Here is an 18,654-nt window from a genome sequence, read left to right on the forward strand (position 1 = left end):
CCGAAGGCGGGACGCCGATACCGGCGCCGATGAGCCGCGACTACCCGGGGTTTCCAGCGGCCATCGCGCCCAACCGGTAGCCCAACGCGTAAGCTGCTTCCGGATCGCGATGACGCACGCTGCCTGCCTGGCTGTCCGGCAGCGCGTCCAGATTCAAACGAAACCGGGTATCGCCGCGCTTGCCGGCTTCATAACCCAGTTCGTAGGCGCATCCCGCGCAGCGGTGGCGGCCCGGACCGCCCTGGTCATGCGGGAGCGATTCAAAGCGCTCGTCGTAGCGGTGATCCTGCTTGCAGAGTGTCATGGAAGCTTCCTTGTCCGTGGTACGGCCATTGCATCGGTTCGCGCGTTCCCGCGCAAGTGGCGCCGATGCGGAGCGGCGATGCGTTCGCGCTCACTGCCAGGCGGAAATCCGCAGCCGCACCTTGCCGCGGATGCCCGGCACGCTGGGCTGCCGGCTGCCGTCCGCGGCGACGGTGTGGCTGTCGAAGGGAATGGCGATCTCCACTTCCTCGCCGCTTATCTTCCTTGCGTCGATCTCGGTGTGCGCGGCCGCCACGCCGGCGTCCTGCCAGGCATAGCTGATTTTCCATTTGCCGCCGGCCTGCGTCGGCGGGGTCAGGTCGAGGATCAGCGAATTGCGGAACAGGTATCCGCCCTCGTAGTGCTCGTTGATCCACAGCTTGCGTTCGATCTCGTAGTCCGGCACGCGCACGCCCAGGGTCATGCCGTAGGACAGCGAACGGCGGTCCGGATTGACCCGCGCGCGGTTGGCGAGGAACACGCTGGAGAGGTAGTGCGACTTCTGCTGCTTCCACTCGGCCTGCGAGAAGCACGACACCGAATCCTCCTCGGACACGCGCCGGGTCAGGTACCACAGCTTGCCGCGCGGCGAGGCCAGCGCCTCGACCTGGTACAGCGCGTCCACCTGGCGGCCCTGGTCGACCGCCTTCTGCACCGGTTCGGGCAGGCGGATGTCGTCCACGTCCAGCCACACGTCCACGCGCACGTCGCCGAACAGGAAGCGGGCCAGGTTCTGGAACGCCTCCTCGCTGTTGACGATGCCGAAGAAGCCCGAGTGCGCGCGATAGGCGAAGGCCTTGGCGCAGTACGCGCCGATGGAGCCGTCCGCGTTCAACCCGCGCAGGGTCGCGTTCTTGATCAGCACCAGGCCGTCGCTGCCATGGCCGACGAAGGTGCGCGAGAGCCCGGCGGCGGTGGTGTAGTCCATGCGGTTGGTGCCGACCATGCAGAACACACGCCGCGACGGGAACCGATCCTCGGGAATCAGATCCACGCGCTTGTGCTGCTTGGCCGCCGCCTTGAGATCCAGGTACTCCGGCATCCGCTTGTCGCGGTCGAAATTGTTCATGTCGAACGCGGACAGCCACTGCGGCACGTTGACCCCCGCCACGTCGATGCCGTTGTGCGGGGTGGCGTAGGTGAACAGTTTGTCCACGTACTTGCGCGCCTGCTTCGGATCCAGCGCCGGGTTCTGCAGGAACGCGCGGCAGACCAGCCCGCCCATCGAATGGGCGACCAGGTAGCAGCGGAAATCCGCCGGCTTCACCCCGTTGTCGGGATTGCTGCAGATGAGATCGCGGGTCTTGACGATCAGATCGCCCAGTTCGCGGGCGAAGGTCTCGATCTTCGGCGTGGTGCCGGTGCCGAACAGGCCGGAGGCGTTGTCGTAGTAGCGATGGATGATGATGGAGCGGCTGCCCAGGCGGTTGCGGGTCGGCTGGCCTTCGGCGTCGGTCTCCCACTCCGGATCCAGGATGTCGCGGCCGTCCTCGTAGACATCCGAATAGCCGAACTCGGACATCAGCCGCACGATCGGCGATTCGAACACGTACTTGCGCGGCTTGCGGGAGGGATCGGACACCGCGCGGTATACGGTCGATCCCAGGTTGAACCCGCAGAACGGATCCGCGGTGGTCTCGTCGATTTCGCCGCGGGTCATCGCGTAACCGCGGACATAGATGATCGGGTAGTAGGGCGCTTCCATCTTGGCCATCGTGAACTCCTGTCGGCGGGAACCGTCGCGCGGGACAGCTTAGTCCCAGAGATGGCTACGGATTTGGACGCCGGTCACGGCCACGCCGGATTCACGCGCGTGGATTTTCTTCGGCCAGGCGGCGGCAGAACGCGGCGGTGGCGTCGTCCATCGGAAAGCAGCATTCGATGCGCAACTCGTCCAGGGTGACGTCGCGCGGCGCCGCGAACACGGTGATGCTGGAGAAGAACCGCAGGCGCTGGCCGTCGCGTTCGAAGATCGTGGTCAGCAGCGGGGAAGGCCGCTGGCCGGGATCGCGCTGGCGCCAACCCTGCGGCACGCCGGGATGGGCCAGGATTTCCGCCAGCAGCTGTCGCGGCACCGGATCCGAGGGATGCGCGGCCATCTCGTTGTGCAGATGGTGGATGAGGTCGCCGGCCACGTCCTCCCAGTTGACCAGCGCCGCGCGCAGATCGGCCGGATCGAACACGTGCCGCAGCATGTTGGCGTGCGGGCTGGCGCGCCCGCCGAGCAGGAAGCCATTGACCCGCGCTGCGGCGGCGTTGGCCTGCACGATGTCCCAGTGCCGGTTGATGACGAACGCCGGATACGGTTCCTGCTGGGCGATGATGAAATCGATGGCGCGCTGGATGCGCGCCAGTTCGGGCGCCGACAGCGGCGTCTCCGGATACTGCGCCGCATAGCCGGCGGCCCGCAGCAGATCGTTGCGTTCGCGCAGCGGCAGGGCCAGCGCGTCGGCCAGCCGCGCCACCATCTCCCGGCTGGGCCGGGACTTGCCGGTTTCCACATAACTCAGGTGGCGCGCGGATATGTCCGCCGCCAGGGCCAGGTCCAGCTGGCTGAAGCGGCGCGCGGCGCGCCACTCGCGCAGCAGCGCGCCCAGGCCATGGGCGGTGGTGTCGGGAGCGGTGTTCATGGCGGCGAGCATAGCGGCGCGGCGGTCATCGTCGCCATGACCTCCCAGGTCATTGAGTGCGGACCCGGGCACGCCCATCCTGCCGCCACCCTCACGAGGAACGGAGCAGGACGATGCAACGCAGAGACGTATTGAAGCTGGGACTGGGCACGGTGGCGGCCATGGCCGCCGGCTGGAGCGGACGTGGCTGGAGCGAGGGATTGGCGGCGACAGGCGGCGCGCCGGTGACCGGCGGCACGCTCGATGCGGCCGCATGGACGGCCGCGCGCCGCTGGACGCCGACGACGTTCGGGCGCATCGCCCACGTGGAGCGAGGCAGTGGCCCGGCGGCGCTGTTCCTGCATGGTTTCCCGCTCAACGGCTTCCAGTGGCGGGGTGCGCTGGAGCGGCTGTCCGCGCATCGCCGCTGCATCGCGCCGGACATGCTGGGCCTGGGCTTCACCGAAGTGGCCGAGGGTCAGGGCGTGACCCCGGCCGATCAGGTGCGGATGCTGGCGGAACTGCTGGATCGGCTGGACGTGGACAGCGTGGATCTGGTCGCCAACGACAGTGGCGGCGCGGTGGCGCAGCTGTTCGCGGTGGCGCATCCGCGGCGCGTGCGCAGCCTGCTGCTGACCAACTGCGACGCCGAGACCGATTGCCCGCCACCGGCGCTGAAGCCGGTCATCGATCTGGCGCGCGCGGACCGCTTCGTCGCCGAATGGCTGGCCCCCTGGCTGGCGGATCACGCGCTGGCGCGCTCGCCGCAGGGACTGGGCGGCATGACCTTCACCCATCCGCACAACCCGACCGACGAGGCGATCGAGATGTACCTGCGTCCGCTGGTCGAGCACCCGCGGCGCACCCACGCCTACGCGATTGGGCTGGACAGCAACGTGCTGGCCGGCGTGGAGGCCGCCCTGAAGCGCAGCGGTTTTCCCACCCGCATCCTGTGGGGCACCGGCGACGACATTTTTTCCAGGGACAGTCCGGATTACCTCGCCGGCGTGTTCGGCGACTCGCGCGGCGTGCGTCGCGTGGACGGCGCCAGATTGTTCTGGCCGGAAGAGTTCCCGGATCTGGTGGCGGAGGAAGCGCGCACGCTGTGGGAGGTGTGAGGAAGGCATGCACGGACCATGGTTTGCCTGTCAGTCCCTGCAGGAGCGACGTCAGTCGCGATCGGGAACCCAGGCCGCCCGTCGCGGCTCACGCCGCTCCTACTGCCACCCATCCCTGCGATGTAGGATCCCCGGTATCACGGCAGGGTCATGACGCATGTACGGCAAGGTATTGGTGACGGGCAGTTCCGGGCATCTGGGCGAAGCGCTGGTGTCCACCCTGCAGGCGCAGGGACATGACGTGGTGGGCGTGGATCGGCTGCCCGGTCCGCACACGCACCGGGTGGGCACGATCGCCGATCGCGCGTTCGTGCGCGAAGCGATGGCCGGCGTGGACGTGGTGCTGCACCCGGCCACGCTGCACAAGCCGCACGTGGCGACCCATTCGCGGCAGGAATTCATCGACACCAACCTGACCGGCACGCTCAACCTGCTGGAGGAGGCGGTGGCCGGCGGCGTGCGCGCGTTCGTCTACACCAGCACCACCAGCGTGTTCGGCGATGCGCTGGTGCCGCCGCCGGGCGAGCCGGCGGCCTGGATCACCGAGGACGTGCGGCCGGAACCGAAGAACATCTACGGCGTCACCAAGGCGGCGGCGGAGGATTTGTGCCAGCTGTTCCAGCGCAACCAGAAGCTGCCCTGCATCGTCCTGCGCACGTCGCGCTTCTTCGCCGAAGAGGACGACGATCGGCAGGCGCGGGCGCGCTTCGACGACGCCAACCTGAAAGCCAACGAATTCCTGTACCGGCGGGTGGACATCGAGGACGTGGTGGACGCGCACCTGCGCGCCATCGAACGCGCGCCCGCGCTGGGCTTCGGCCGTTACATCATCAGCGCGACCACGCCGTTCGGGCGGGAAGACATGCCGCGCCTGCGCGGCGACATGGGAAGCGTGCTGCGTGAGCGTGTGCCGGCGTTCGAGGCCGAGTACGCGCGACGCGGCTGGCAACTGCCGGCCGGCATCGACCGCGTCTATGTCAACGCGCGTGCGCGCGAGGACCTGGGATGGCGGCCGCGCCACGATTTCGCGGCGCTGCTGCGACGGCTGGGCGAGGGAGGCGGCGTGCTCAGCGCGCTGGCGCAGCGCATCGGCGCCAAGGGCTATCACGCCGAAACCTTCGAGGACGGACCGTATCCGGTCGAAAGCCACTGAGCGACGGCATGGCCGCCGTGGTCGCCTGGGCGAACAGGCGAGGGCGATGACGCCCGCGGGCGGACGTCATCACCGCATCCTTCTCCCGTGCGGGAGAAGGCAGGAAGCAGCGATCAGCGATCAGCCGAACAGCTTGTTGGCGACTTCGGCGATGTGGCGACCCTGGTAGCGCGCGCCTTCCAGTTCGTTGTCGCTGGGCTGGCGCGAACCGTCGCCGCCGGTGATGGTGCTGGCGCCGTACGGGCTGCCGCCGGTCACTTCGTCCAGGCGCATCTGGCCTTGGAAGCTGTAAGGCAGGCCGACGGTGACCAGGCCAAAGTGCAGCAGGTTGGTCAGGATCGAGAACAGGGTCATTTCCTGGCCGCCGTGCTGGGTGGCGGTGGAGGTGAACGCGCCGCCGACCTTGCCGTTGAGCGCGCCCTTGGCCCACAGGCCGCCGGCCTGATCCAGGAAGTTGGCCATCTGCGAGGCCATGCGGCCGAAACGGGTGCCGGTGCCGACGATGATCGCGTCGTAATTGGCGAGGTCGTCGATCTTCGCGATCGGCGCGGCCTGGTCGAGCTTGTAGTACGAAGCCTTGGCGACGTCTTCGGGCACCAGCTCGGGCACCCGCTTGATGTCGACGGTGGCGCCGGTGGAACGCGCGCCTTCGGCGACGGCTTCGGCCATCTTTTCGATGTGGCCGTAGGAGGAGTAGTAGAGGACGAGGACTTTGGACATGGAAATCTCCACGGGTGGCAGGAGGGGGAGCCGGTCGCGAAGCGGCAAGCGCGGTGACTATAGGTCAGCTTCCGGGGCGGGATTGAGGCCCGTGGGGGAATTGGATTGTTCCATCGGTGTAGCTGACGGGCGATGGCGGGCCCGCTTGTGGGCATGACGGCAACAGAATCCCGGCGGACAGCACGGGCCACGCACGGGTGTCCGGTGTTACATTCCGGCGACCCGGTGGAGGGGCGGCGGATGCGCGGTGGAGTTGGCGCGACCGCGATGGCGACTCCAGCGCGGCATCCCGTCCATGGAAGAACGATGCCTATGCCAGCAGCCGATGTACCGGTCAGTCCCGAAGAACGTCACCACCTCATCGACGCGTTGCGCGGATTCGCACTGGCCTGCGTGCTGCTCGCCAACCTGGGCTATCTCAGCCTGTATACCCTGACGACCGAATCGGCGCGCGCCGCGATGCCGACCGCCGGATTCGACGCGGTGGTGTTCACCCTGATGGAGTGGCTGGTCAACGCCAAGGCCATCACCCTGTTCTCGCTGCTGTTCGGACTGGGGTTCGCGATGCAGCTGGAACGCGCGCAGGCGCGCGGCGCGGACCTGGGCCGGTTCGTCCATCGCCTGTTCTGGTTGATGGTGATGGGGGTGCTGCACAGCTACTTTCTCTGGTGGGGCGACATCCTGATGGTGTACGCCCTGGTCGGACTGGCGCTGGTGCTGTTCCGGCGCGCACCGGACGGCGTGCTGCTGTGGGGAGGCCTGTTCATCGCGCTGATCCTGCCGACGCTGCTGGCGCCGTGGCTGGGAGGCGCGTTACCCGGCTTGCCGTCGCGGGACGAGATCAACGCAGAGGCCTTGCAGGCTTTCCGTGGCGGAGACTGGGGCCGCGTGTTCACCATGAATGTGGAGATGGTGAACTGGACGCGCCTGTCCGGCGGCATCCTGATCTGCTTCGTGCTGGGGCGTTTCCTGCTGGGCTACTGGGCCGGTCGCCGCCGACTGTTCCAGCAACCGCAAGCGCACGTGGCGCTGTTCAAGAAGCTGTTCTGGGGCGGCCTGCTGATCGCCGCCGTGGGCACGGCCTTCCAGGCGGCGAAGACGCATCTGGGCTGGGGGGCGGAGATCACTCCGCGCTGGGTCAACGGGTTCCTGTTCCGGCTGGATTCGCTGGCGCTGGGCGTGGCCTACGCGGCCGGATTCACTCTGCTGTTCCTGCGTCCGGTAGGCGCGCGCATGCTGCGCGTGCTGGCGCCGGTCGGACGGATGGCGTTGACCCACTATCTCTGCCAGAGCGTGCTGGGCATCGCGCTGTTCTACGGCATCGGCCTGGGCCTGGGGCCGTGGACCGGCACGATCGGCTGGCTGCTCGCATGGGCGGGCATCTTCGGTGCGCAGGTGCTGTTCAGCCACTGGTGGCTGGCGCGGTTCCGTTACGGTCCGTTCGAGTGGGTGTGGCGCAGCCTGACCTATGGGGCGATGCAGCCGATGCGGTTGCCACGCGCCGCCGCCGTCGCTTCGTGATCACCGCCACGGAACGCCACGCCGCGCTTACGAATCGCTACGGTCTTCTTAACGCCACGCGGACTACGCTCGCTTGCCGTCGTCGAGAGGAGGCAAGCATGAATACCGATTACTTCTTCGCCCAGGACGACGCGGGCAATCGCTGCCGCGTCGACGTGCTGCGCGCCTGCGATGTCCGCGATCGCGACGCCACGCTGCACGACAACGCTCCCATCTACCTGCTGGAAGACGGATCGCGCCTGCATCGGCTCGATCGCGATACCTTCCGCGTGATGGGGACCGGCGCCTACGTCACGGTGCTGCGCGATTGAACGCGCGTACGCGGGAAGCGGACCGATAGACCATCGCCGCATGCGGCCGATCCGGCAGCGCCGGACCGGCCACGGCGGCGTCAGGATTGCAGGAACGCCAGCAGATCCGCGTTGACCCGATCCTTGTGGGTGTCGGTGAGGCCGTGCGGCGCGCCCGGGTATTCGATCAGGCGCGCCTGCGGGATCAACTTGGCCGAGGCGCGTCCGGCGGCGTCGATGGGCACCACCTGATCGTCGTCGCCGTGGATGATCAGGGTCGGGATGTCGAACTTCTTCAGATCCTCGGTGAAGTCGGTTTCCGAGAACGCCTTGATCGAATCGTAGGTGTTCTTGTGCCCGCCCATCATGCCCTGCATCCACCAGGCATCGATCAGGCCCTGCGAGGGTTCCGCGCCGGGGCGGTTGAAGCCGTAGAACGGCCCGCTCGGCACATCCCGGTAGAACTGCGAGCGGTTGGCGCGCTGCGCTGCGCGCAGGCCGTCGAAAACGTCCCGCGGCAGTCCCCCCGGATTGCGTTCGGTCTTCAGCATCAGCGGCGGCACCGCCGAAATCAGGCCGGCTTTCTTCACCCGGCCGGTACCGTGGCGTCCGATGTAGCGCGCCACCTCGCCACCGCCGGTGGAGAAACCGAACAGGGTCGCGTCGCGCACGTCGAGGTGCTCCAGCAACTCGGCCAGATCGTCGGCGTAGTGATCCATGTCGTTGCCGTCCCAGGGCTGGCTGGAACGGCCGTGCCCGCGGCGGTCATGGGCGATGCAGCGGTAGCCGTGTTCGGCCAGGAACAGCATCTGCGATTCCCAGCTGTCCGAGTTGAGCGGCCAGCCGTGGCAGAAAACGACGACGGGGCCGCTGCCCCAATCCTTGTAGTAGAGCTCCACGCCGGCTCGGGTGGTGAACAGACTCATCGAGGTACTCCGTTGGGGGAAAGGAAACGGCGGCATGGCCGCCAGCGCGGCCGATGTCCTGCGAGGGAGCTTCATTGTGTGATCGGCGGATGTCGCCGTGATGTCATGCCGTCGCGGGCAAGGCACGGCGGCGGGCGCGCAGGCGCAACGCCTGGTAGGTCGCGCCGATCACGAACAGCCCGAACACCACCGATACCAGCCCCAGTACCAGCGGCGATTGCGGTCCGTCGGCCAACGGCCGCGACGGCGGCACCCGCCGCAGCGTTTCGTTGATGGCCGGAATGAACAACAGCATGTAGCTGAAGGACAGGCTCAGGTTCTGCAGGTACTCGGCGCCGCCGCCGAGCCAGCCGTAGCGGCGCGCGGTGAAGCCCACCGCCAGCGCCAGCAGCGCGACGATGCCGAGCGCGTGCGCTTCGTTGAAGCCGCCGGTGCTGGAAAGACCGAAGGACGTGAAGATCGAAACCAGCATGCCGGCCAGATAGGCCTTGCCGATGCGCGATGCGGGTTCGATGCGGCCGTCGCGGATCAGCGCGATCGCGCCGAACACGACGGGCAACAGGCTGAGGACGGTGTGGACGATGCCGAGCGGCGAGAACGAGGGCGTCATGGCGCGTGTCCTTCCGGAGATGGAGAAAGGAAATCGACCTGCGCGTGGGAATGTCCCCGTCGTCGTGCCTTCCCCCCGGACGGTCACCGCGCGTCCGCGCAGCCTATGCCGGACGCGACCGTGCCGCCAGTACCGCCGGGCGGATGCGCCGGGCGCGTCGCCGCGCCCGGCTGCCGGCCGGTTCAGGGCTTCGCCGGCCAGCGCAGTTCGGCGACCACCGGAAAATGGTCGGAGGGATAACGGCCGTTCTGCTGGTCGGTCACGGTGGCGACCGGCCCGACGTCGAAGCCGCGGACCAGGATCCAGTCGATCCGCCGATCCGCCTTGCCGCTGAAAGCGTGGAAAGTGGCTTCCTGGCCGCTGCGCTGGCGGCTGCGTTCCCAGGCATCGATCAGATCGCCGGTGAGGCGCGCATGCACGCCGCTGTCCGGACCGGTGTTGAAATCGCCGGTGACCACCACCGGCACATTGGCCGGCAGCGCGGACAGCCGCTGCAGCAGCAGCGCTGCGCCGCGTTCGCGGATCGGTTCGTCCTGATCGCGGTAGGGCAGGTGGGTGTTGAAGAAGTAGAAGCGGCGGCCGTCGGCGATGCGTTCGAACAATGCCCAGGTGACCATGCGCGGATACAGGTTGCCCCAGGTGATGCTGCCGGCCACGTCCGGGGTGTCGGACAGCCAGAAGTCGCCGGATTCGATCACCTTCAATTCGTCGCGCAGGTAGAACACGCCCATGTGTTCATCGCCGGCGCCTTCGGCGTCGCCGCGGCGGCCCACACCGAACCAGGCGTACTGGGGCAGGTGCCGGACGATGTAGTCGCCCTGTTCGGCGAACAGTTCCTGGGTGCCGAACACCGCCGGCTGCTGGGCGCGGATGGTGTCGACCAGGATGTCTTTGCGCGCCTGCCAGCGGTTGTCGCCATCGGCGTCGGTGGGCAGCCGGACGTTGAAGGTCATGACCTTGAGCGGCGCGGCGGCGTTGTCGGCGGCGGTGGCGGTGACGCCGGCCAGGCCAGCGAAAAGGAGGAGCAACAGGACGGCGAGACGGCGCATGGTTTTCCGGTGCGTGCGGGGGAGCGCCGGAGTGTAACCGCCGCCGTTTCGCGCCCCATGACATGGCGCAGCATCCCGGCGCGGTCGATGGCCTGGCTGCTACTGCCTGTTGTTGCACGATTGTGCATGTTCATGCACAATCGCGGCGAATCCGCACAGGTCATTCCCCCATGCACCGCCCGGACACCGCGCCCGCGCCGTCACCGGCCGCCCCCATCGACGCCGTGGTCTTCGACCTGGGCGGCGTGCTGATCGACTGGAATCCGCGCTACCTCTACCGGCAACTGTTCGGCGACGACGAGGCCGGGATGGAGTGGTTCCTCGCCGAGGTGTGCAGTCCCGCCTGGAACGCCGCGCAGGACGCGGGCCGCGGCTGGGACGAGGCGGTGGATGAGGCCATCGCGCGCCACCCCGCCCACGCCGACCACATCCGCGCCTATCGCGACCGCTGGATTGAAACGCTCGGCGAGCCGCTGGCGCCGACCGTGCGCCTGCTGGACGAACTGCGCGGCGGCGGCTGCCGGCTGTATGCGCTGACCAACTGGTCGCGCGAGACCTTCCCGCACGCGCTGGAGCGCTTCGACTTCCTGGGCTGGTTCGACGGCATCGTGGTGTCGGGGGAGGAGCGCCTGGCCAAGCCGGACCCGGCGATTTTCCATCGGCTGATGGAGCGCCATGACCTGCAACCCGCGCGCACCGTGTTCATCGACGACACGGCGCACAACGTGGAAGCCGCGGCGCGATTGGGCATGCAGGCGATCCATTTCCGCGACGCCGGGCAGTTGCGCCGCGAGCTGGCCGGGCGGGGCGTGGCAATCGCGGCGGCGGAGGCCGCGCGATGAGCGCGCACGTCGCGCCCCTCGATCTGCTGCCGGAGGAGCGCCAGCAACGCATTCTCCAGCGCCTGCACGCCCAGGGCCGCGTGCTGGCGGTGGAACTGGCGCAGGAATTCGCGGTGTCGGAGGACTCCATCCGCCGCGATCTGCGCGAACTGGCCGCGCGCGGACTGTGCCGGCGCATCTACGGCGGAGCGCTGCTGCACGCGCCGGAAGTGAAGCCGCTGGTCCAGCGCCAGGGCCAGGATTCCGAGCGCAAGCAATGCCTTGCCCGCAAGGCGCTGACCCTGCTGCGCAAGGGCCAGACGATCATCCTGGACGCGGGCTCCACCAACAGCGCCATCGCCGATGCCCTGCCGGTCGGATTCGAGCTGACCGTGGTCACCAACGCGCCGGACATCGCGTTCCGGCTGATGGAGCGCACGGACGTGGAAGTGCTGACCATCGGCGGCCGCATCGAACACCGGATCGGCGCCGCCATCGGCGCGCAGGCGGTGCAGGAACTGCGGCGCGTGCGCGCCGATCTGTGTTTCCCCGGCACCTGCGCGGTCGACATCGACAGCGGCCTCTGGGGCAACGACGCCGAGGAATCGCTGTTCAAGCGCGCGATGATCGAATCCAGCGGCGAAACCGCGGTGGTGGTGATGAACGAGAAGTTCGGCGCCGACGCGCGCTTCCAGTTCGCCTCGCTGCACCAGATCGACCATCTGATCGTCGAGCACGACGCGCTGGAAACCCTGCGCCGGGCCTTCGAGCAGCAGGAAATCGCGGTCCATCGCGCCGACCGGCGCTGATTCCCCGCTTCATCCCCTTTCTCCCCCGCCTCGCCGATGTCCACCCTCGCTTCCGACTACCGCATTTCCCACGCCGAGTTCCGCGCCACCCGCCTGCTGTTCTTCGCCGCCGGCTGCGCGGTGGCGGTGTGGGCGGCGCTGGTGCCCTTCGCCAAGGCGCGCGCCGGGCTGGACGAGGCTTCGCTGGGCGCGCTGCTGCTGTGCCTGGGCCTGGGCTCGCTGATCGCGATGCCGCTGGCCGGCGCCTGGACCACGCGGCAGGGCTGCCGGGTCGTGCTGGTGGCCTGCACGATCGTGTCCAGCCTGATGCTGCCGCTGCTGGCGTGGGTGCCGTCGGTGTACCTGCTGGGCGCGGTGCTGTTCGTGTTCGGCGCGGCCATCGGCGCCGCGGACTGCGCGTTCAACGTGCAGGCGGTGATCGTCGAGGAGGCGGCGGGGCGGCCGATGATGTCCGGTTTCCACGGTTTCTTCAGCCTGGGCGGCATCGTCGGCGCGGCCGGCGCGGCCGGCATGATGTCGCTGGGCATGGCGCCGCTGGCGATGACGCTGATCTGGTCGGCTTTCATCCTGCTGCTGCTGGCGTTCAACTGGCGCGGCCTGCTGCCCTACGGCAGCCCGCACGAGGGGCCGCTGTTCGCGGTGCCGCATGGCTTCGTGCTGCTGCTGGGCGTGCTCGGCTTCGTGGTGTTCCTCACCGAGGGCGCGATGCTGGACTGGAGCGCGGTGTTCCTGACCGAACAGCGCGGCATGGCGTCTGCGCAGGCCGGGTTCGGCTATGCCTGTTTCGCGCTGGCGATGACCGTCGGGCGTTTCGCCGGCGACGCCATCGTCGCGCGGCTGGGACCGACGCGGATCGTCTGGCAGGGCGGCCTGCTCGCCGCCGCCGGCATCACCCTGTCGGCTTGGCTGCCGCAGTGGCAGTGGTCGCTGGCGGGCTACACACTGGTCGGCCTGGGCTGCTCCAACATCGTGCCGGTGCTGTTCACCGCCGCCGGCCGCCAGAAGGTGATGCCGCAGGCGATCGCGGTGCCGGCGATGACCACGATTGCCTACGCCGGCGTGCTGACCGGGCCGGCCGGCATCGGTTTCGTCGCCCACCACAGCAGCCTGCCCACCGCGTTCCTGCTGCTGGCGGCGATGATGGTGGGCGTGGCGATGTGCGGGCGCGCGCTGCGGACCTGACGTTGCGCGCGGGATCCGCGCAGCCGGATCTAGGACAGCGCCCGCTCCCACAGCAAAGGGGCGATCAGCAGCAAGGAAACGATCGTCACGCCGATGGCGCCCGCCCATGCCAGCGAAAGGCGCTGGTGTCGGTACACCGAAGCGGCGGCCAGCAGGCTTCCCCAGCCGACCGCGCCCCAGAAGGGGGAACCCATGGAGTCGATGGGCCCGAATCCGATGCCCAGGCGGTTCAGCAGATAGGCCAGCAGCGGAACGATCAGCAGACCGGCGGCAAGCGCGGTCACGACGTGCATGAACCGGCGTCTGCGACGCGGTGACGTGATGGAAGATCGTGGCGGTTGGTAAGGCGAGTTCACGGTGGGGATCCCGGGTGGCTGGCACGCCCACGCGCGCAGCGCGGCGACCGTCATTGATGCATGGCAAGTCGGCTCAACGCAGCAGCGGCACGTCGATATGGCTGCTGCCCGCCCAGCGGATCTCCAGCGGCTTGCCGGCGTCGGCCACGGTCTCGTCACCGACGTCCTTGCCGCTGCCGAGGTTGATCTGCATGTCGCGCTGCTTGTTGACGCCCAGCACCACGACCAACCGGCTGCCGGGCTGCAACTGGCGGCTGGTCAGGCGTTCGCTGCGGAACGCGATGGATTGCGGCTTGCCGGGCGCCAGCAGTTCGCGTCGGCCGCGGTCACGCGCATGGCTGGCGCGGCCCAGGTGCCAGGACAACAGCAAATAGCGGCCATCCGGCAATTGCTCGTACAGCGCCAGGCTGAGATCGAAGTCGCGCTTGTTGGTGATGAAATCCAATTGGCCGGAGAACAGACCGGATAACTCCGCGGGCGCAGTCAGCGGCGCGCCGCGGAACACCAGGGCGGCGTGCGGATCCAGCGTGTCCAGCATCGACTGCGTGGGCGGATTCCAGTCGGCGTCGCGGCGGTCGGCCAGGTCGACGGTCAGCATGGTGTGCTCCCCGCGCGTGCTCGCGGGTTGTTCCGAGAGCAGGCCCTCGGCGCCCGTCGTGGCCGGCCGCAGGTACAGGCGCTGGCGCTGATTGGCCATGGCGTCGAGCGAGGCGGCGTGCTTCCAGGTGTTGGCGCCCATCACCTGGTAGTTGATCCGATCCTTCAGGACGTCCGGGCGCGGCGCGCCGCGAAGGACGTGGTCGAACCATTGGAAGCGCAGCGCGGGCAGATCGATCAGCGCGACCGGATCCACTTCATAGCCTTCCTGCACGCGGGCAGCGCCGGCCTGCATCGAGAAGTGGTTGTACGGACCGATCAGCAGGGTGTGATCCGCCTGGGGGTTGTAGCGCGTGTGTTCGTCGAAGTAGTGCTGGACGCCCACGCGCGCGCCGTCGAAATAGCCGGTGACGGCCAGCACCGGGATGTCGATGCCGGCGAACTCGCCGCCCTGCGGGGTCATCGCCTGCCAGTAGGCGTCGTAGGTCGGATGCTCCAGCCAGCGCGAGAACACCGGATTGGGATGGCCGTCGATGGCCGGCAGATCGCGGTAGGCGCGCCCGCTGCGGTACCAGGCGGTGTCCAGGCGCCGCCAGCGCGACTCGTCGCCGTAACTCTCGCCGTCCAGCGTCGCGTTGCTGGCGGTCCACAACGGCCACGGGTACAGGAAATTGAGGAATACGTTGCCCTGCATCGGAATATCGATGCCCGGCGCGGTCGAGGCCGAGGTCATCATCGCCTTCAGCGCGGGCGGACGATGCTTGGCGGCGGCCCACTGGGTGAAGCTGTTGTAGCTGTTGCCATACATGCCCACGCGACCGTCGCACCACGGTTGTCGGCTGATCCAGTCGATCGCGGCGGCGGCGTCCTCGCCGTCGTGCTCGTAGGGCACGGGCGTGCCCGGCGCGCCGGCCTTGCCACGGCTGTAGGCGACCACGCCGACATAGCCGTGCGCGGCGGCGGCCTTGGCGTCGGACAGGCTCCAGTTGTCGTTGACGTAGATGGTGAAACCGAGCAGGACCGGTTGTGGCGCGGTCGCTCCGCGCGGACGTACCACCAGGCCGCGCAGGCTAGTACCGTCCGCGCCGGGGATGACCACGTCGCGTTCGATGAGATAGCGCCGGGCTTCGTCCTCGGCCAGCAGATCCGGTAGGACCGGCAGCAGCGCCGCATAGACGGTGTGGAACTGGTACAGGCGGATCAGTTCGAGCGCGTCGGCCCGTTCGATGGCGACCTTGCCGTGCTGTCTGTCCAGCGCGGCATCCAGATCGCGACGCGCGCGCGGCAGATCCGCGCCCATCACCGGCAGCGTGCGCGCGGCCTGGCGATCGTCCAGCCGCGCGAACACGCGGCGGAACGCGGCCGCGGGGCTGGCTTCGCCGCGCAGGCGCGCATCGGCGTCGATTTCATACTGGACGAACAGCACGTCGGCCTGTTCCGGCGCGGTCGCGCGGCGCACGTCACGCAGCGCGGCGATGCTGGCCAGTGCCGCCTTCGGTTGCCCGGCCACCATCTGCAGGCGAACCCGGTTGATCAGCTCGCGCTCGCGATCGGGATCCTGGTAACCGGCCAGCAGTTTGCGGGCAAGCGCCGGTACCTGCCGCTCCAGCGCGGCGTTGGAATCCAGGGGCTTGTCCGGCCATGCCAGGGTCTGTGCGTGGACAGCGAGGGGAATCAGCAACCATGCGACGACCAGCCATCCCGCCGTCCCCGGCCGCCATGTCCAGTTCCGTTTCCATCCCTGCCGGTTACGCGTCCGCATGCGCCATTCCCGTGGTCTCCGGCCGGCGGCCGGAAGGTCGACGGATGATGCCGGAAGCCATGGTGGCCCGCATCTGCCGCGGGCGGGCAACGCCGCTTATCGAGGCCCGGGTACGCGCACGCCCAGCACCAGCAGCCACAGGCAGGTGCCGATTTCGCCCAGCGTCGCCGGCAGGGTGATGTAGCCCGCCGCGGTGGTTTCCGCGAAGCCGGGCATCAGCAGGCGGGCGAACACGTCGATCACATAGCCCAGGCAGCCCAGCATCAGCAGGATGCCCAGCACCCGCGGCAGCAGGCGCGAAGTGAACACCAGCCAGCCGAACGGCAGCAGCCACAATCCCCAGAACAGCTTGGACACTAGGATGCCGTTGGCGTAACCCTTGAGCGCCAGCATCACCTGCGCGTTCAGCGCCTCGGGCGTCAATGCGCGCAGGTAGTCGGCGCCATCCAGCAGGCTCAGCACGTCGAGCTTGTGCAGCAGGTTGAAGAACGACAGCGGCACGCTGGCCAGGGCCAGCGCCACCATCAGCGTGGCCGCGGTCCTGCCATGTGGCGCGAGCAGCCGGTACAGCGCCAGCGGCAGCAGCAGGAAGGCGAGGTAGCAGACCAGACCGGCGGCGATGCCGAGCCGGAACAGTCCCTCGTTCGCGGTGATCCTGGCCACGGTCGCCGCGGCGTCGCCGGCGACCTGGGTCTGCGAAGGAACGTAGGCGATGCTGAAGATGCCGGCCAGTACGACGACCAGATACAACAGTCCGGCGATGCGCGCGGTGGTGCGCGGATGCGGCAGGGCGAGGGTGGATTCCATGTTCACGGTGGTTTCCCGATGGGCGTCAGGGCGCGCGGCGCGGCCATCTCAGGGCCAGCGCGACGATGGTCAGCGAAAGCAGGATCTCGATGACGCCGAGCAACTGGTAGAAGCGCCAGGCGCCGGGCATGGTCAGCACCATGATCGCGGCGTAGGCCAGCCCCAGCAGCGCGTTCACCCAGCGCGCGAGGGCGGGCTTCATCACCAGCGACAGGAACACCATCAGCGCCGGTATCGCCATCATGATCGAGGTGCCGACCAGCACGTCCTGGGTCACCGCGCCGAGCGGCCCCATCCTGCCGTTGATCATGTTCTCCAGCTTGCCGGGCCGGTACAGGCCGAAGTAGTCGCCGTAGACGTAACACAGCATCAGGCTGGTCCACAGCGCGGACAGCTTGATCTTCACCGGGATCTTCGCGTCCTCCAGCGGAGGCGCGATCTGCTTCGACGATGCCATGGATTCCCCTTGCCGGAAGGTGCCGCGTGACGAACAGGAGCCGCGTGAAACGGAAGCGTCATGACCGGCCCCGCCATCGGCGGACGCTGCGGTGGAAGAGCCGACAACGGGCAGGCCAGGCGTCTCTCCTCGCACGTCCACGCCCGTTGTGGCCGGGGCGACGTTAGCACGCGCCCAGGCCCGGTCCATATGCCGGAAGGGACAGCGACCTTCGTCGGGACGCCGGGCGTCAGCGCCCGTAGGTGCGCCAATGCAGGACGTGGCGGCCGTCGCGGCGCATTCCGACGAACTCGAAGCCGGTGTGGGGCGCCGGACAGGTGAAGAAGGTGTACCGCGAGGCCAGTACCTCGGGGCGTGGCCACCAGGCACGATCGAACGGAACCGGCAGCGTCTGCGCGTAGGTCGCGGGGCGGCAGCCGTCGGGCACCGGCACGCGCGCATCGGCGGGCAGGTCGAACGCCAATGCGCTGACGTTGGTGTCGAGGTTGTGCACTTCGCGCAGGGCGGTCGCGCGCTCCGGTACCCACCCGGGAATCCAGCCCCTCTCGATGGCCTGGGCGGCGCGCGCTTCAGCCAGGTCGTCATAGGCCGCATCAAGCGTGTCGGACGACAGACATCCCGACAGCAGGAACGCCAAGGCCATGGAGCCGAACCATCGGGGGAAACCGGAACTCGTGATCATGCGGAGGGATGTCGGCTGAGGGGCGGGGCGGGTTCTACGGAGGACGCCAGGCGTTGCCTCGCAGCCCGGATGGACGTGCGTCCGTTCGTTCGCCGAGACTGCGGCTTCGGCCCTCGGGCATACATCGGAATCCTCCCAAAGTCGGGGCGAGTCGGCGTCCGCGCGGGAATGCGCGACATGGATTCCCGCGCTGGAATGACGGCAATCGGCTATCCGGCGACCAAGAACGGCCGGCATGTCGGGTGACTGGAAAAAGGCGGTGGAATCAGAACGCCAGCGTCGCCACCAGCGGCACCGGATCGTCCCAGCGTTCGCGCGCGCCCAGGAACGCCAGTTCCACCAGCACCGCCGCACCGATCACCTGCGCGCCCTGCCGGCGCGCCAGCGCCACCGCCGCGCGCAGGGTGCCGCCGGTGGCGAGGACGTCGTCGACGATCACCACCCGCTGCCCGGGCAGCACGGCGTCCTCGTGCATCTCGAGCGTGTCAGTGCCGTATTCCAGCTCGTACGTTCGCGCGACCGTCTTCCACGGCAGCTTCTTCGGCTTCCGCACGACCTGAAACCCGGCACTGATCGCACACGCGACGGCCGTACCGAAGATGAAGCCGCGGCTCTCGGCGCCGACGACGATGTCGACGCCCTTGCCGCGGAACGGGTTCGACAGCAGCTCGATCGACATCGCCAGCCCGCGCGGGTCGGCGAGTACCGGGGTCAGGTCCTTGAAACCGACCCCGGGGATCGGGAAGTCGTCCACATGCCGGGTCAGTGCGTTGATCAGCCCGGCGGCCTCGTCCTTGGCGCTCACGCGAACGTCCAACGATCCATGTTCCATCCTGCTCCCCATCGGGTCGGGTTACTGCTCACCGCGGTCACCCGCTTGGA

The 18,654-nt window shown here is 68.5% G+C and carries 20 protein-coding genes; 7 read left to right on the plus strand and 13 right to left on the minus strand.

Annotated features, from left to right (window positions below):
- Positions 1-40 precede the first annotated feature (40 nt).
- The 3 genes from ACTHN1_RS01080 to ACTHN1_RS01090 form a co-directional block, all read right to left on the minus strand.
- The gene (locus ACTHN1_RS01080) at positions 41-304 is read right to left on the minus strand and encodes a hypothetical protein (RefSeq protein WP_440469125.1); all 264 of its coding nucleotides are present in this window, start codon (positions 302-304) and stop codon (positions 41-43) included.
- 90 nt (positions 305-394) lie between these two features.
- On the minus strand, positions 395-2,017 hold the full coding sequence (locus ACTHN1_RS01085; RefSeq protein WP_440469126.1) for an esterase/lipase family protein: 1,623 nt from the start codon (positions 2,015-2,017) through the stop codon (positions 395-397).
- A gap of 91 nt (positions 2,018-2,108) precedes the next feature.
- Entirely contained in the window at positions 2,109-2,933 is an 825-nt protein-coding gene (locus ACTHN1_RS01090) for a helix-turn-helix domain-containing protein (protein WP_440469127.1), read from the minus strand.
- A 113-nt stretch (positions 2,934-3,046) separates the two neighbouring features.
- Here ACTHN1_RS01090 and ACTHN1_RS01095 point away from each other — a divergent pair, with 113 nt between their 5' ends.
- Complete coding sequence (locus tag ACTHN1_RS01095) at positions 3,047-4,030, plus strand: alpha/beta fold hydrolase (RefSeq protein ID WP_440469128.1); 984 nt, start codon at positions 3,047-3,049, stop codon at positions 4,028-4,030.
- Positions 4,031-4,205: 175 nt separating this feature from the next.
- Positions 4,206-5,183: an NAD-dependent epimerase/dehydratase family protein gene (locus ACTHN1_RS01100; protein ID WP_440469129.1), complete on the plus strand. Its 978-nt coding sequence runs from the start codon at positions 4,206-4,208 to the stop codon at positions 5,181-5,183.
- 120 nt (positions 5,184-5,303) lie between these two features.
- On the opposite strand, the gene wrbA is transcribed toward ACTHN1_RS01100, so the two are convergent.
- Positions 5,304-5,903 (minus strand): NAD(P)H:quinone oxidoreductase, encoded by a 600-nt coding sequence (wrbA, locus tag ACTHN1_RS01105; protein ID WP_440469130.1) that lies wholly within the window; start codon positions 5,901-5,903, stop codon positions 5,304-5,306.
- A 312-nt stretch (positions 5,904-6,215) separates the two neighbouring features.
- On the opposite strand from wrbA, the gene ACTHN1_RS01110 reads away from it, so the two are divergent.
- Both ACTHN1_RS01110 and ACTHN1_RS01115 read left to right on the plus strand, forming a co-directional pair.
- Positions 6,216-7,424 (plus strand): DUF418 domain-containing protein, encoded by a 1,209-nt coding sequence (locus ACTHN1_RS01110; RefSeq protein ID WP_440469131.1) that lies wholly within the window; start codon positions 6,216-6,218, stop codon positions 7,422-7,424.
- A gap of 98 nt (positions 7,425-7,522) precedes the next feature.
- Positions 7,523-7,735 (plus strand): hypothetical protein, encoded by a 213-nt coding sequence (locus ACTHN1_RS01115; RefSeq protein ID WP_440469132.1) that lies wholly within the window; start codon positions 7,523-7,525, stop codon positions 7,733-7,735.
- A gap of 80 nt (positions 7,736-7,815) precedes the next feature.
- Here the strand turns inward: ACTHN1_RS01115 and ACTHN1_RS01120 are convergent, their stop codons facing one another.
- The 3 genes from ACTHN1_RS01120 to ACTHN1_RS01130 all read right to left on the minus strand — a co-directional run bounded on the left by ACTHN1_RS01120 (position 7,816) and on the right by ACTHN1_RS01130 (position 10,299).
- Complete coding sequence (locus ACTHN1_RS01120; RefSeq protein ID WP_440469133.1) at positions 7,816-8,715, minus strand: alpha/beta fold hydrolase; 900 nt, start codon at positions 8,713-8,715, stop codon at positions 7,816-7,818.
- A 28-nt stretch (positions 8,716-8,743) separates the two neighbouring features.
- The gene (locus ACTHN1_RS01125) at positions 8,744-9,250 is read right to left on the minus strand and encodes a hypothetical protein (RefSeq protein WP_440469134.1); all 507 of its coding nucleotides are present in this window, start codon (positions 9,248-9,250) and stop codon (positions 8,744-8,746) included.
- 182 nt (positions 9,251-9,432) lie between these two features.
- Positions 9,433-10,299, minus strand: coding sequence for an endonuclease/exonuclease/phosphatase family protein (locus tag ACTHN1_RS01130; protein WP_440469135.1), 867 nt, complete (start codon positions 10,297-10,299; stop codon positions 9,433-9,435).
- Positions 10,300-10,469: 170 nt separating this feature from the next.
- Between ACTHN1_RS01130 and ACTHN1_RS01135 the strand changes: the two genes are divergently transcribed.
- From ACTHN1_RS01135 to ACTHN1_RS01145, 3 genes are read left to right on the plus strand one after another with little or no spacing between them, the layout of a single operon-like run.
- The gene (locus ACTHN1_RS01135) at positions 10,470-11,141 is read left to right on the plus strand and encodes an HAD family hydrolase (protein ID WP_440469136.1); all 672 of its coding nucleotides are present in this window, start codon (positions 10,470-10,472) and stop codon (positions 11,139-11,141) included.
- Positions 11,138-11,929, plus strand: coding sequence for a DeoR/GlpR family DNA-binding transcription regulator (locus ACTHN1_RS01140; RefSeq protein ID WP_440469137.1), 792 nt, complete (start codon positions 11,138-11,140; stop codon positions 11,927-11,929). The genes ACTHN1_RS01135 and ACTHN1_RS01140 overlap by 4 nt, the downstream gene beginning before the upstream one ends.
- 36 nt (positions 11,930-11,965) lie before the next feature.
- Positions 11,966-13,111, plus strand: a complete 1,146-nt coding sequence (locus ACTHN1_RS01145; RefSeq protein ID WP_440469138.1) for an MFS transporter — start codon at positions 11,966-11,968, stop codon at positions 13,109-13,111.
- Positions 13,112-13,140: 29 nt separating this feature from the next.
- On the opposite strand, the gene ACTHN1_RS01150 is transcribed toward ACTHN1_RS01145, so the two are convergent.
- The 6 genes from ACTHN1_RS01150 to ACTHN1_RS01175 all read right to left on the minus strand — a co-directional run bounded on the left by ACTHN1_RS01150 (position 13,141) and on the right by ACTHN1_RS01175 (position 18,577).
- A complete protein-coding gene (locus tag ACTHN1_RS01150) occupies positions 13,141-13,404 on the minus strand; it encodes a hypothetical protein (RefSeq protein ID WP_440469139.1) in 264 nt (87 codons plus the stop codon).
- Positions 13,405-13,540: 136 nt separating this feature from the next.
- The gene (locus ACTHN1_RS01155) at positions 13,541-15,826 is read right to left on the minus strand and encodes a CocE/NonD family hydrolase (RefSeq protein ID WP_440469140.1); all 2,286 of its coding nucleotides are present in this window, start codon (positions 15,824-15,826) and stop codon (positions 13,541-13,543) included.
- 96 nt (positions 15,827-15,922) lie between these two features.
- Complete coding sequence (locus tag ACTHN1_RS01160; protein WP_440469144.1) at positions 15,923-16,633, minus strand: DUF4386 domain-containing protein; 711 nt, start codon at positions 16,631-16,633, stop codon at positions 15,923-15,925.
- 25 nt (positions 16,634-16,658) lie between these two features.
- Positions 16,659-17,090 (minus strand): DUF6326 family protein, encoded by a 432-nt coding sequence (locus ACTHN1_RS01165; protein ID WP_440469141.1) that lies wholly within the window; start codon positions 17,088-17,090, stop codon positions 16,659-16,661.
- A 229-nt stretch (positions 17,091-17,319) separates the two neighbouring features.
- Positions 17,320-17,733: a hypothetical protein gene (locus ACTHN1_RS01170; RefSeq protein WP_440469142.1), complete on the minus strand. Its 414-nt coding sequence runs from the start codon at positions 17,731-17,733 to the stop codon at positions 17,320-17,322.
- A gap of 304 nt (positions 17,734-18,037) precedes the next feature.
- Positions 18,038-18,577, minus strand: a complete 540-nt coding sequence (locus tag ACTHN1_RS01175; RefSeq protein ID WP_440469143.1) for an adenine phosphoribosyltransferase — start codon at positions 18,575-18,577, stop codon at positions 18,038-18,040.
- Positions 18,578-18,654: the final 77 nt, after the last annotated feature.

It is taken from the genome of Pseudoxanthomonas sp. (assembly GCF_051953815.1).
Classification (GTDB): domain Bacteria; phylum Pseudomonadota; class Gammaproteobacteria; order Xanthomonadales; family Xanthomonadaceae; genus Pseudoxanthomonas_A.